Source organism: Nocardiopsis lucentensis DSM 44048 (assembly GCF_000341125.1).
Taxonomy (GTDB): domain Bacteria; phylum Actinomycetota; class Actinomycetes; order Streptosporangiales; family Streptosporangiaceae; genus Nocardiopsis; species Nocardiopsis lucentensis.
Map to the genome: position 1 here is coordinate 17,042 of NZ_ANBC01000242.1, position 12,973 is coordinate 30,014.

Genomic DNA, 12,973 nt, shown 5'->3' on the forward strand with positions numbered 1-12,973 from the left:
TAGACTTTAGACCGGCCGTCACACCCGATGCGGGCTGATCCTCCACCCGTTCGGGTAGCACCACCCGAAAAGGAATCGTTGTGCCCAAACCCGCCGTACTCGTCGCGGAAAAACTCTCGCCCGCCGGAATCGCGCTCCTCGAGGAGGACTTCGAGGTACGCCACGTCGACGGGGCCGACCGCTCCCAGCTGCTTCCCGCCCTCGCCGACGTGGACGCCGTGATCGTGCGCAGCGCGACGCAGATCGACGCCGAGGCTCTGGCCGCGGCCTCCCGCCTCCAGGTGGTGGCCCGCGCCGGCGTCGGTCTGGACAACGTGGACGTGGACGCCGCCACCAAGGCGGGAGTCCTGGTGGTCAACGCCCCGACCTCCAACATCATCAGCGCGGCCGAGCAGGCGATCAACCTGCTCCTGGCCAGCGCGCGCAACACCGCCCCGGCGCACAACGCGCTCATCAACGGGGAGTGGAAGCGCTCGAAGTACACCGGTGTGGAGCTGTACGAGAAGGTCGTCGGCGTGGTCGGCCTGGGCCGGATCGGCGCCCTGGTCGCGCAGCGGCTGTCGGCCTTCGGCACGAAGGTCATCGCCTACGACCCGTTCGTGCAGCCTGCTCGGGCAGCGCAGATCGGTGTGGAGATGACCACGCTGGACGACCTGCTGGAGCGCAGCGACTTCATCACCATCCACCTGCCCAAGAACAAGGACACGCTGGGCCTGATCAGCGATGAGGCGCTGAGCAAGGTCAAGCCGAGCGTGCGGGTCATCAACGCCGCGCGCGGCGGGATCCTGGACGAGGACGCGCTGTACCGGGCGCTCAAGGACGGCCGGGTGGCCGGCGCCGGTATCGACGTGTTCGCCAAGGAGCCGTGCACGGACAGCCCGCTGTTCGAGTTCGAGAACGTCGTCGTGGCCCCGCACCTGGGCGCCAGCACCACTGAGGCCCAGGAGAAGGCGGGCACCCAGGTCGCCCGTTCGGTGAAGCTCGCGCTGTCGGGCGAGTTCGTTCCGGACGCGGTGAACGTGCAGGGCACCGGGGTGGCGGAGGAGATCAAGCCGGGCCTGCCGCTCACGGAGAAGCTGGGCCGGGTGTTCACCTCCCTGGCGGGCACGATCGCCAGCCGGATCGACGTCGAGGTGCGCGGGGAGATCGCCGCGCACGACGTGAAGGTGCTGGAGCTGGCCGCGCTCAAGGGCGTGTTCGCCGACGTGGTCGAGGACACGGTGACCTTCGTCAACGCCCCGCTGCTGGCCAAGGAGCGCGGCGTCGAGGTCAACCTCGTGACCAGTGACGACCACAGCGACTGGCGCAACCTCATCTCCGTGCGCGGCGTCCTGGCCGACGGCCAGCGGGTGTCGGTGTCGGGCACCCTGACCGGTCCCCGCCAGGTCGAGAAGCTGGTGGAGATCAACAACTACGGCATGGAGATCAGCCTCAGCGACCACATGGTGTTCCTCTCCTACGAGGACCGCCCGGGCATCGTGGGCAAGGTCGGCGCGCTGCTGGGCGACGCCCAGGTCAACATCGCGGGCATGCAGGTCATCCGGGACCAGGAGGGCGGCAAGGCGCTCATCGCCCTGACCGTGGACTCCGCGGTGCCGGACGAGGTCCTGGCCTCGATCTCCTCGGAGATCGAGGCGGACATCACCCGCCAGATCGACCTGGAGGACTGAGGACCCCTCTGGTCGGGGCCGTCCGGCCCATCCACGCCTCGGGCCGTACCGCCGCACGGTGGTACGGCCCTTCGCCGTGCCGTCTCCCCTCCCTGCGGGGCTCTCCGCAGGGGGCGCTGTCGTGTTGCTGCTTTGACCAGCGGCGACACACGATCGTCTCGTATGTTGAGATGTCCTGGTCAAATACTTGGACATCCGATATTCTGTCGTCCTAGGAGTCAGCGGCCCGGGCCCGACCGTCCGGCGCCGCCGCCCATCGCCTCGCCCGCCCGAACCGGGCTCGCGTCGGCGACATCCGGCAGTCGATCCCGCCGGGGCGAACCGCTCCTTCTTTCGTGGCCATCGCCGCCCACGCCCGAGGCGCTCCGCGCCCGGAACTCCTGGCCGCCGCGCCCCGTTCCGCGTGGCTCCAGCGCACGCATCCGCAGCCGACACCGCCGTTCCCGGCGGCCGTCACGCGTCGCATTCGGAGGATCACATGTACGACATGGTCGAGTACCCGTCCACGCCCGACTCCGAGGACGAGGTCCACCGCGCGCTCCAGGGCGCCTTGGACCGGAGGGACGGCGGGGGCCCGCTGGACATGCCCTAGTCTTGTCTCATCCACTGTTCATTTTGATCTCGCCATGTGAGACATGCGTGGTTGGGTCGCGTTCGAGTTAGAGGCAGTCCGTATGGCAGCGCGCACGGTGAATCTGGCCGTCATCCCCGGTGACGGGATCGGGCCCGAGGTGGTCGGTGAGGGGCTCAAGGTCCTGGAGGCCGTCGCTCCCCAGCACGACCTCGCCATCGAGGCCACCGAGTACGAGCTGGGCGCCAAGCTCTGGCACCGGACCGGCGAGACCCTGCCCGACTCCGTCGAGGACGAGCTCCGCGAGCACGAGGCGATCCTCCTGGGCGCCGTCGGTGACCCCAGCGTCCCCAGCGGCGTCCTGGAGCGAGGCCTGCTGCTGCGCCTGCGCTTCGACTTCGACCACTACGTCAACCTGCGCCCCGTGCGTCTCTTCCCCGGCGTCGACAGCCCCCTGGCGGGCGTGTCCCCCGAGGACATCGACATGCTGGTCGTGCGCGAGGGCACCGAGGGCCCCTACGCGGGCGCCGGGGGCGTGCTGCGCAAGGGCACCCCGCATGAGATCGCCACCCAGGACAGCGTCAACACCCGTTTCGGGGTCGAGCGCGTCGTCCGCTACGCCTTCGCCAAGGCCGCCGTCCGTCCGCGCAAGAAGCTCACCCTGGTCCACAAGGACAACGTCCTGACCTTCGCAGGCGACCTCTGGCAGCGGGTCGTGCGCGAGGTCGGCGCCGAGTACCCGCAGGTCAGCGTTGACTACTGCCACGTCGACGCGGCGGCCATGTTCTTCGTCAACCAGCCCGCGCGCTTCGACGTGGTGGTCACCGACAACCTGTTCGGCGACATCATCACCGACATCGGCGCCGCCGTCACCGGTGGCATCGGGCTGGCCGCCAGCGGCAACGTCAACCCGGACAACACCTTCCCCAGCATGTTCGAGCCGGTGCACGGTTCCGCCCCGGACATCGCGGGCCAGGGCAAGGCCGACCCCACCGCCACGGTGCTGTCGGTCGCCACCATGCTGGACCACCTCGGCGTGCCCGAGGCCGCCCGCAGGATCGAGGGCGCGGTCGCCGCGGACCTCAAGACCCGTGCCCAGGGCGGCGCGGCGCGCTCCACCTCCCAGATCGGTGACGACCTCGCCGCGCGAGTAGGCGAGCAGGGCTGACGTCACCCCGTCGGCCCTGCCCTCTCCACGGGCGCGGCCGACGGCCACACCATCGACACACGCCGACGGGCGCGCCCGGTACCACCGAGCGCGCCCGTCGCACGCCCACCTCCGGTCTGGCACCGGGTGCGCTCATCCGACAGACTAGATCCCAGGTCGGCGGCGCTGCCGACCTGTTGCACCCGAGAGGACCAACGACAACATGAACAACAACACCACCACAAGCGGGTTGACGTTCGACATCCAGCTCTCCGACCAGCGGAAGACCCCGCAGGAGCGAGAGGAACTGCTGGAGAATCCCGGGTTCGGCCAGGTGTTCACCGACCACATGGTGACCATCCGATACACCGAGGGCAAGGGGTGGCACGACGCCAAGCTCGAGCCGTACGGTCCGCTGAGCCTGGACCCCGCGACCGCCGCCCTGCACTACGCGCAGGAGATCTTCGAGGGCCTCAAGGCCTACCGGCACCCGGACGGTTCCCTGGCCTCCTTCCGCCCGGAGGCCAACGCGGCGCGGTTCAACAAGAGCGCCGCCCGCATGGCGATGCCGGACCTTCCCGAGGACCTCTTCCTCCGGTCGATCGAGCTCCTCCTCGAGCACGACGGCGACTGGGTCCCGAGCAAGCCCGACTTCAGCCTGTACCTGCGCCCGTTCATGATCGCCACGGACGTCGGCCTGGGGGTGAACAACCCCTCCCGCAGCTACGTCTACCTCCTGATCGCGTCGCCGGTCGGCTCCTACTTCTCCGGCGGCGTCAAGCCGGTGACCGTCTGGCTGTCCAAGGACTACACGCGGGCCGCCCCGGGCGGGACCGGCGCCGCGAAGTTCGCGGGCAACTACGCGGCCAGCTTCCTCGCCCAGGCGCAGGCGGTCGAGAAGGGCTGCGACCAGGTGGTCTGGCTCGACGCCCGGGAGCACCGGTGGGTCGAGGAGATGGGCGGCATGAACCTGTGGTTCGTGTTCGGCACCGGCGAGAACGCGCGTCTGCGCACGCCGCCGCTCACCGGTACGCTCCTGCCGGGCATCACCCGTGAGTCGCTGCTTCGGATGGCGCCCGACCTCGGCTACGAGGCCGAGGAGAAGGCGCTGTCCATCGAGGAGTGGCGCGAGGCCGCCGAGTCCGGTGAGATCTCCGAGGTCTTCGCCTGCGGCACCGCCGCCGTGATCACCCCCGTCGGCTTCGTCAAGAGCGACGACGGGGAGTTCCGGATCGGCGACGGAACCCCGGGCCCCGTCACGATGCGCCTGCGCGAGGAGCTCGTGGGGCTCCAGACCGGGCAGCGCGCCGACAAGTACGGGTGGATCACCCGTTTCTAGGGGTTTCCCTTCCCGAACACGGTCCGAAGCGAAGCGGAGGACCAGAGCACATACGACGGGCCGTCCGGGACCTCCGGGCGGCCCGCTGTCGTGCCGGCCCCGACGTGGGCGGACCGAGGCGGGAAGTCCGAAAAGAGAAATCTCTGTCCCGGATGGTGAGACAATCGGCCCGTGAACACCGAAGACTCCCCTCTCGTGTGGCACACTGGCCTCATGCCGTCTCAGGTTCTCATTATCGTGAGGCGCGCTGGCTGACCGACTGCCCATCCACGCCGGGACAGTCCACACGGACCCTGCCAGCGCGCTGACCTCTCGTGTCCACGAGGGGTCTTTTTTGTTGGCCGGGTCGGTGCCCCGGCGTCCACCTTCGGGAGTACCACCCATGAGGGATGACGGTTTCCACGTCTTCGACACCACGCTGCGCGACGGCGCCCAGCGCGAGGGGATCAATCTGCGGGTCTCCGACAAGCTGGCCATCGCGCAGCTGCTCGACGACTTCGGGGTGGCGTTCATCGAGGGAGGGTGGCCGGGGGCCAACCCCAAGGACACCGAGTTCTTCCAGCGGGCTTCACAAGAGCTCACGCTGAGGCACGCGCAACTCACCGCGTTCGGCGCGACCCGCCGAGCCGGGGTGAAGGCCGCCGACGACCCACAGGTGGCCGCTCTGCGCGACAGCGGCGCACCGGTCGTCACCCTTGTCGCCAAGAGTGACGGCCGGCACGTCGAACGGGCCCTGCGCACGACCCTGCCCGAGAACCTCGCCATGATCGCCGACACGGTGTCCCACCTGCGCGAACACGGGCAGCGGGTGTTCGTGGACTGCGAGCACTTCTTCGACGGCTACCACCATGACCCCGAGCACGCGCTCGACGTCGTCCGCACGGCCGCCGAGGCCGGGGCGGACGTGGTCGTGCTGTGCGACACGAACGGTGGAATGCTGCCCTCCGATGTGACCCGAGTGGTCACCGAGGTCCGTGAGGCCACCGGGGCGCGCCTGGGCATCCATGCCCAGGACGACACCGGCTGCGCCGTCGCCAACACCCTCGCCGCCGTCGACGCCGGGGCCACACACGTCCAGTGCACGGCCAACGGCTACGGCGAGCGGGTCGGCAACGCCAACCTGTTCTCCGTCGTCGGCGCGCTCACCCTCAAGCAGGGGCGTGACGTCCTGCCCGAGGGCTGCCTGGCCGAGATGACCCGGGTGGCGACCGCCATCGCGGAGATCGTCAACCTCACGCCGGACACCCACCAGCCCTACGTCGGGGTGTCGGCGTTCGCGCACAAGGCCGGACTGCACGCCTCCGCGATCAAGGTCGACCCCGACCTGTACCAGCACACCGACCCCGCCCTCGTCGGCAACCGCATGCGCATGCTCGTGTCCGACATGGCCGGCCGGGCCTCGATCGAGCTGAAGGCCCAGGAGCTGGGACTGGACCTGGGCGGTGACCGCGAGCTCTCGGGCCGCGTCGTGGACCGGGTCAAGGGCCTGGAACTGTCCGGGTACAGCTTCGAGGCGGCCGACGCCTCACTGGAGCTGCTCCTGCGGGAGGAGCTCGGCGAGCCGGTGCGCTACTTCGACACCGAGTCCTGGCGGGTCATCACCGAACGACGCCCCACCAGCGGCGCCAGCCCCCTGGACGACCGGTACGAGAGCTTGACCGAGGCCACGGTGAAGCTCGCGGTCAAGGGTGAGCGCGTGATCGCCACGGCCGAGGGCAACGGCCCCGTGAACGCGCTGGACCGCGCGCTGCGCAACGCGTTGGAGGGCGTGTACACGGCCCTGGCCGGGCTGGAGCTGACCGACTACAAGGTCCGCATCCTGGAGGGTAGCTCCGGTACGAACGCCATCACGCGGATCCTCATCACCTTCAGTGACGGCGTGGGGGAGTGGACCACGGTCGGAGTGGGTCCGAACGTCGTCGACGCGTCGTGGGTGGCGCTCGAGCAAGCCGTCACCTACGGCCTGCTCAGGCAGGGCTACCCGCAGGGCTGAGACGCGAGGGGGTCGTCCTTCGGGCGCCCGACGAGAGCGAGTACCGCGCCGGAGGCGTCCGTTGAGGGCGGTGGCGGGCGACGGGCGGGCCGAAGCGAAGCGGCAGGCCCGAAACGAACACGCTCACCCGTTGTCCGGGTACACCCATCCGTTGGGTTCGCAGCCCTGGAGGTCGAGGGTCTGCTGCTGCATCACCGGTGCGGGCTCGCCCTCACCCGGGCAGAACACGTGGCCTTGGCCGAGGGTGTGGCCCACTTCGTGGTTGATCAGGTAGATCCGGTAGGTCTCCAGGTCGCCGTCGAAGTGCTCCACACCCGACACCCACCGGTTCTGGTTGATGATGGCGCGGTTGCCGTTGGCGCACGAGACGAACCCGTTGGTGCGCAGTGGAGCGCACAGCCGGTCGACGCTGTCCGGTGCGGCCAGGATCACACGGACGTCGGCGTCGTCCCCGTCCACCCGCTGGACCGATCGCTCGCCGTCGTTGCCCCAGCTACGGGGGTCACCGAGGATCTCCTCCACGGCGGCCGCGAAGTCCCCGTCGTCGCCGGGCAGCCCCTCCTCCACCTCGACGGCGAAGGTCAGCAGCGGGCCCTCGCCCATGACCTCGCTCTCACCCTCCACGGTGCTCATCTCACCGTCGGCGGTGTCGACCTCCTCCTCCACGGAACGGAGCAGGACCGGGGCGTCCTCCTCGGCCTCCTCCGACGCGCTCGCCCGCGGTTCGGGGCCGTCGCCCGGGACGACGGTGGCGGATGCGCCGACGGAGCCCCCGGAGCCGCGCTCGGCGTCCGTGCCGCCGACCGCCCCGCCCTCCAGGAGGGCGGACGCGCCGGTCTCCGCGGGGTCGCCCATGCCGGTCCGGGGCTCGGGCACGGCGACCATGAGCACGACGGAAGCGCCGGAGACCAGGCACAGGCCGAGCGCCAGGCCCATCGGATAACGGNGGGATCGCCTGCGCGAAGCGGACGTGGGCACGGGCAGCAACCTCTCGACAACGGACGTCCGTTCCAGCATGCCAGAGTCGGACCCAAAATCGCGCCAAGGTGTGACCCGGGAAGCCCGGTGCGTGGCGGGATGTCGGGCATCCGGCCCGGCGGCGTGTGCTCTCGGTGCCGGGCGCGGTTACCCTTCAACCGCAAGTGAGTCGACGGGGGTGCTGGGAGGCATCAGGTGCGTATCGCGCGTTTCGCGTCCGGGGACGACGTCGGGTTCGGGCTGGTGGAGACCGACACCGACAGTGGGGAGGACTTCGTCGCCCGACTCAACGGGCACCCCCTGCTCGGTGACATCACTCCGACCGGTGAGCGCGCCAAGCTCTCCGACGTCCGGCTCCTGTCGCCCGTCCTGCCCACCAAGGTGGTGTGCGTCGGCAAGAACTACGCCGACCACGTCGAGGAGATGCGCGAGGTGACGGGTGAGTCCACCGACGAGCCCGTGGTCTTCCTCAAGCCCTCCACGGCCGTGACCGGCCCGCAGGACCCGATCTTCCACCCCGCGGCCTCCGAGGAGGTCCACTTCGAGGGCGAGCTCGCCCTCGTCATCTCCCGGCCGTGCCGGGAGGTGCCCCGCGAACGCGCCAAGGACGTCATCTTCGGGTACACCGTGGCCAACGACGTCACCGCCCGCGACCTCCAAAAGCGCGACAAGCAGTGGACCCGGGCGAAGGGGTTCGACTCCTTCTGCCCCCTCGGCCCCTGGATCACCACCGGGCTGTCCGTCGAGGAGGCCCAGAACCTGGCCCTGACCACCACGGTCGACGGCGAGGTCCGACAGGACGGGCACACGTCCCGGTTCATCCACGACATCCCGTCCGTCATCGAGTACGTCACCTCGTTCATGACCCTGCTCCCGGGCGACGTGGTTCTCACGGGCACCCCGGCGGGTGTGGGCCAGGTGCGGGTCGGTCAGGAGGTCGCGGTGACCGTCGAGCGGCTCGGCGCCATCCGCAACCGCGTGGTCGCCCGTGACTGACGCCGCGCGCCCTGGAACCGCCCCGTCGTGAGCGGCCCCTGACCCGCCGTGACCAGGGGCGGTCCGGTGCGACCCGGACGTGGGCCGCGGTCGCGAGCCGTGCGCCCCGACCCCCGGCGGAACCGGGGGCGGCGGTACGCTCTGCCTACCGCCGCCCCCGAGACAACGGGAGGATCCCCGTGGCCACGCGCCGACGCCCAGTACCGCTCGTCATCGCCGGAGCGCTGGCGATCGCGCTCGTCGCGCTGGGCGGAGGCCTCTGGGCCCTCACCCGGTTCGGACCCGTTGACCGCGACCCCGCGCAGGAGGCCCCCGTGCGCGAACCCAGCCGCGTCATGATCGCCGGCGACTCGATGACCCAGGGCGCCAACGGCGACTGGACCTGGCGCTACCACCTGTGGAACCACCTCGCCCCGCACGTCGACGATCTGGACTTCGTCGGTCCCTACAGCGACCCGGCGACCCGGGACATGATGTTCCCGGTGCCGACCGCCGAGGACGACGGGTCGGGCGCCTCGCGGGAGCCGACCGACCCGTCCGCGACCGGCTGGCCCGGCGCGGATGGGGACCCCGCCACGGTCGAGTACCGTGACCCCGGCTTCGACCAGGACCACAACGCCCTGTGGGGGCGCACCCTGCTCGACGCGCTCGGCTCCATCGAGGAGGAGGTCCGGGTCCACCAGCCGGACGTGCTGTGCGTCATGATCGGCGTCAACGACCTTCTGTGGCCGGTGGAGCCCGAGGAGATGGAGCGGCGCCTACGCGACTACGTGGAGGCCGCCCGGCGGGGCAACCCGGACCTGCGCGTGGTGGTCGCCGAGGCGCTCCCCATCGCCCTCACCGAGACCGACGAGGGCTTCGCGCTGCGTGTGTACGCCTACAACGAGATCGTCCGCGAGGTGGCCGCGGACCTGACCACGGCAGCCTCCCCCGTGGTCAGCGTGAACGTGGCCGGAACGGACGGCTGGGACCCGGCGGTGGACGCCTACGACGGCACCCACCCCAACTCCGGTGGCGAGCTGAAGATCGCCGCGGCCTTCGCCGACGCCCTCTCGATCCAGTTCGGCATGGGTCCCGCCTACCCCCGGCCCCTGTCCGCCACGACCTGACCCGGGGCGGCCTCCCCCCGACCCGGCCCTCTCCTCCCGGCACGGTATTCCCACCAGCGATGTTCCGGGAGTGCACGTCCACCCCCGATACCCTGGTGGCCGTGACTGAGACTCCTATTCGCACCCGATTCGCCCCGTCCCCCACGGGCATGTTCCACGTGGGCGGCGCCCGCTCCGCGCTCTTCAACTGGGCCCTGGCACAGCAGAGCCCCGAGGGGCGCATGGTGCTCCGCGTCGAGGACACCGACGCGGCCCGCAACCGTCCGGAGTGGACCGACGGCATCATCCGCGCGCTGGCCTGGCTGGGGATCAGTGACGCCGACCCGCACTTCGAGGGACCCTACTTCCAGTCGTCCTACGCCGACCAGCACCGCGAGACCGCCCAGCGCCTGCACGCGGACGGCCGCGCCTACTACTGCGACTGCACCCGCGACCAGGTGCAGGAGCGCCGCGACAACCCGAACCTGGGCTACGACGGCTTCTGCCGTGACCGCGGGCTGGAGCCCGGGCCGGGGCGCGCCCTGCGGTTCCGCGTCCCCGACGGCGGGCCGACGGTCGTCGAGGACCGGATCCGCGGCCGGGTGGAGTTCGACCACGCCGCCATCGAGGACTTCGTGATCGCCCGCGCCGACGGTTCCCCGCTCTTCGTCCTGGCCAACGTGGTCGACGACGTCGAGATGCGTATCACCCACGTCATCCGCGGTGAGGAGCACCTGTCCAACACCCCCAAGCAGCAGCTGCTGTGGGAGGCGCTGGGCCTGACCCCGCCGGTGTGGGCGCACCTGCCCGTGATCGTCAACGAGCAGCGCAAGAAGCTGTCCAAGCGCCGCGACAAGGTCGCTCTGGAGTCCTATCAGGAGGAGGGTTACCTCGCCGAGGCGATGGTGAACTACCTCATGCTGCTGGGCTGGGCGCCGGGCGACGACCGCGAGATCATGCCGTGGTCGCAGATGCAGCCGCTGTTCAGCGTGGCCGACGTCAACAGCTCCAGCGCCTTCTTCGACGAGAAGAAGCTGCGCGCCTTCAACGGCGAGTACATCCGTGCCCTGGAGCTGGACGACTTCATCCACCGCTGCCAGCCCTGGCTGTCCGGTGACGCCGCCCCCTGGGACCCGGCCGACTACGACGCCGCCGTGTTCCGGGCGGTCGCCCCGCTCGCGCAGAGCCGGGTGGCCGTGCTCAGCGAGATCGTGCCCAACGTGGACTTCCTCTTCCTCAGCGAGCCCGTGGAGGACGAGAAGAGCTGGAACAAGGCGATGAAGCCGGGTGTGGGCAGGGAGATGCTGGAGGCCGCCCAGGCCCGCTTCGCCGACCCGGGCCAGGAGTGGACCGCCGACGCGTTGAAGACCGCCACGGAGGAGACCGGCGCCTCGCTCGGGCTCAAGCTCGGCAAGGCACAGGCGCCCGTGCGCGTCGCGGTGACCGGGCGTACGGTCGGCCTGCCGCTGTTCGAGTCGCTGGAGGGGCTCGGCCGCGAGCGGGTCCTGTCCCGGATCGGTGCCGCCCTGGAGCGGCTCCGGAACCAGGAGAAGGACGCCGCGCAGGCGTGACCAGGCGGGGTGGCCGGGGCCACAGGCCGGCCACCCCGATTTCGGTTCGCGAGCACTCCGAATGTCCGCTAGAGTTAACGACGTCGCCGAGGGGGACAGGGAAGCGAAAGCGACCAGGTCCCACTGAAAGCACTGGGCTATGGTGTAATCGGCAGCACGACTGATTCTGGTTCAGTTAGTCTAGGTTCGAGTCCTGGTAGCCCAGCTCCGGTCTCGCGGTTCGCCGTGAGCCGCACGGGTCATCGACCCAAGGTGCGCCCCCGTCGTCTAGTGGCCTAGGACGCCGCCCTCTCAAGGCGGTAACGGCGGTTCGAATCCGCTCGGGGGTACCACAGGGAGAGGCTCCCACACCGTGGGAGCTTCCTTTCTGGTCAGCGCTTGTCGCTGATGTCCGGTTCGAGCGGGTATCGTAGTCTTCACGATCGCGCTTGGATCGCCCGGCCCCCGTCGTCTAGTGGCCTAGGACGCCGCCCTCTCAAGGCGGTAACGGCGGTTCGAATCCGCTCGGGGGTACACATAACGAAGGCCCCGCTCCCACGGAGCGGGGCCTTCGGCGCGCACGGGGCCGGTTCCCGGACCGCCGGCAGCGGAACAGCCGCGAGTCCAGCCGGGACAGCCGCTCCCGGCCCAGGGGCGCGAACGGACTCCCGGTGTCCCTCACTCCCCCCGGGCGCCGACCAGGGCGGCCGTCCTCGCCAACTCCTCCTCCGGGCCGCCCGACGCGGCCATCATCGCCACGAGCTGGTCGAGCAGCCATTCGGCCAGGGCGTCGGCGGTCATCCCCCGTTCCCGGAGCCAGCGCATCACCGCGGTCTCCACGACCGAGTTCCAGCACCGCAGCGCCAGGACCAACCTGGGGGAGGGGTCCGTGACCCCGACACGGTCCAGGACCAGCAGCACCGTCGCGTCGCGCACACGGTCTATCTCGGCCTCGGTCTCCTCGGTGGCGACCATCGACCCGCCGTTGAGCAGCGCCGCGTACGCCGGAGCGTAGGAGTCGGCGAAGGTGATGAACGCGCGCAGGCCGAACCGCAGTTGGTCCGGCAGCGGAAGGCCGTCCGGGGGGACCAGCCGCGTGATCAGTTCGTCCATCGCCTTCGCCAGCGCCTCACGACGCAGTTCGGCCATGTTGGGGAAGTAGCGGTAGACCAGTGCCCGCGACACGTCCGCTTCCTCCGCGATCTCCTCCGGTGTGACCTCACCGGGCGGGCGCCGCGCGAACACGCGCAGCGCCGTCTGGATCAGGTCCTCCCGGCGTTCCTGTGGCGCCATGCGGCGGGGCCGCCGCCTGGTCCCCGGCGTGGCCGCCGGGGCCTCCGACCGTGTGGTCACCCGCGCCTGGTGACGGTCGGTCCTGTGAGACACCACGGTCGTCGTGACCTCCTGGGAACGTCGTACGCCTTTCCCCGAACCTACCCGCCCGGGCGTGGACTCCGCCGTCCACGCCCGGGATCTCACACGTCGACGACCAGCCGCTCGCCCGCCCGGGCCCGCGACACGCACAACGCGAACTCCCCGCCGCGCGGTGAGCCGCCGGTGGGACGGTCCCGGTGGTCGGGAGCGCCCTCCAACAGGGGCACCCGGCAGGTGCCGCAGAAACCCTGGCGGCAGGGGGACGGG

The 12,973-nt window shown here is 70.5% G+C and carries 10 protein-coding genes and 3 tRNA genes; 10 read left to right on the plus strand and 3 right to left on the minus strand.

The features are described from left to right. Positions 1-80: 80 nt before the first annotated feature. The 4 genes from serA (at position 81) to cimA (ending at position 6,720) form a co-directional block, all read left to right on the plus strand. Complete coding sequence (gene serA, locus D471_RS0108145) at positions 81-1,670, plus strand: phosphoglycerate dehydrogenase (protein WP_017598160.1); 1,590 nt, start codon at positions 81-83, stop codon at positions 1,668-1,670. Between the two features lie 674 nt (positions 1,671-2,344). After that, entirely contained in the window at positions 2,345-3,409 is a 1,065-nt protein-coding gene (locus D471_RS0108155) for a 3-isopropylmalate dehydrogenase (RefSeq protein WP_017598162.1), read from the plus strand. Positions 3,410-3,611: 202 nt separating this feature from the next. Further along, positions 3,612-4,727: a branched-chain amino acid aminotransferase gene (locus tag D471_RS0108160; RefSeq protein ID WP_017598163.1), complete on the plus strand. Its 1,116-nt coding sequence runs from the start codon at positions 3,612-3,614 to the stop codon at positions 4,725-4,727. A gap of 382 nt (positions 4,728-5,109) precedes the next feature. After that, positions 5,110-6,720 (plus strand): citramalate synthase, encoded by a 1,611-nt coding sequence (gene cimA / locus D471_RS0108165; RefSeq protein ID WP_017598164.1) that lies wholly within the window; start codon positions 5,110-5,112, stop codon positions 6,718-6,720. 123 nt (positions 6,721-6,843) lie between these two features. On the opposite strand, the gene D471_RS0108170 is transcribed toward cimA, so the two are convergent. Further along, entirely contained in the window at positions 6,844-7,656 is an 813-nt protein-coding gene (locus D471_RS0108170) for a DUF3152 domain-containing protein (RefSeq protein ID WP_017598165.1), read from the minus strand. A gap of 237 nt (positions 7,657-7,893) precedes the next feature. Here D471_RS0108170 and D471_RS0108175 point away from each other — a divergent pair, with 237 nt between their 5' ends. From D471_RS0108175 to D471_RS0108200, 6 genes are all read left to right on the plus strand, one after another. Beyond that, complete coding sequence (locus D471_RS0108175) at positions 7,894-8,694, plus strand: fumarylacetoacetate hydrolase family protein (RefSeq protein WP_017598166.1); 801 nt, start codon at positions 7,894-7,896, stop codon at positions 8,692-8,694. 173 nt (positions 8,695-8,867) lie between these two features. Next, on the plus strand, positions 8,868-9,803 hold the full coding sequence (locus D471_RS0108180) for a GDSL-type esterase/lipase family protein (protein ID WP_026127526.1): 936 nt from the start codon (positions 8,868-8,870) through the stop codon (positions 9,801-9,803). A gap of 101 nt (positions 9,804-9,904) precedes the next feature. Continuing rightward, positions 9,905-11,353, plus strand: a complete 1,449-nt coding sequence (gene gltX / locus D471_RS0108185; protein WP_275041341.1) for a glutamate--tRNA ligase — start codon at positions 9,905-9,907, stop codon at positions 11,351-11,353. 133 nt (positions 11,354-11,486) lie between these two features. Further along, positions 11,487-11,558, plus strand: a tRNA-Gln gene (locus D471_RS0108190). Positions 11,559-11,609: 51 nt separating this feature from the next. After that, positions 11,610-11,685, plus strand: a tRNA-Glu gene (locus tag D471_RS0108195). A 108-nt stretch (positions 11,686-11,793) separates the two neighbouring features. Continuing rightward, positions 11,794-11,866, plus strand: a tRNA-Glu gene (locus tag D471_RS0108200). Between the two features lie 144 nt (positions 11,867-12,010). On the opposite strand, the gene D471_RS0108205 is transcribed toward D471_RS0108200, so the two are convergent. Both D471_RS0108205 and D471_RS39385 read right to left on the minus strand, forming a co-directional pair. Continuing rightward, positions 12,011-12,625, minus strand: a complete 615-nt coding sequence (locus D471_RS0108205) for a TetR/AcrR family transcriptional regulator (protein ID WP_017598169.1) — start codon at positions 12,623-12,625, stop codon at positions 12,011-12,013. 182 nt (positions 12,626-12,807) lie between these two features. Then, on the minus strand, positions 12,808-12,973 hold a 166-nt coding region (locus D471_RS39385), incomplete at its 5' end, for a 2Fe-2S iron-sulfur cluster-binding protein (protein WP_152486254.1).

Bases quoted from the DNA above. Each gene is read 5' to 3' on its own strand.
- D471_RS0108160 (WP_017598163.1), top strand. From the start codon at position 3,612: ATGAACAACAACACCACCACAAGCGGGTTGACGTTCGACATCCAGCTC.
- D471_RS0108170 (WP_017598165.1), bottom strand. From the start codon at position 7,656: ATGGGCCTGGCGCTCGGCCTGTGCCTGGTCTCCGGCGCTTCCGTCGTG.
- D471_RS0108205 (WP_017598169.1), bottom strand. From the start codon at position 12,625: ATGGCGCCACAGGAACGCCGGGAGGACCTGATCCAGACGGCGCTGCGC.
- cimA (WP_017598164.1), top strand. From the start codon at position 5,110: ATGAGGGATGACGGTTTCCACGTCTTCGACACCACGCTGCGCGACGGC.
- D471_RS0108155 (WP_017598162.1), top strand. From the start codon at position 2,345: ATGGCAGCGCGCACGGTGAATCTGGCCGTCATCCCCGGTGACGGGATC.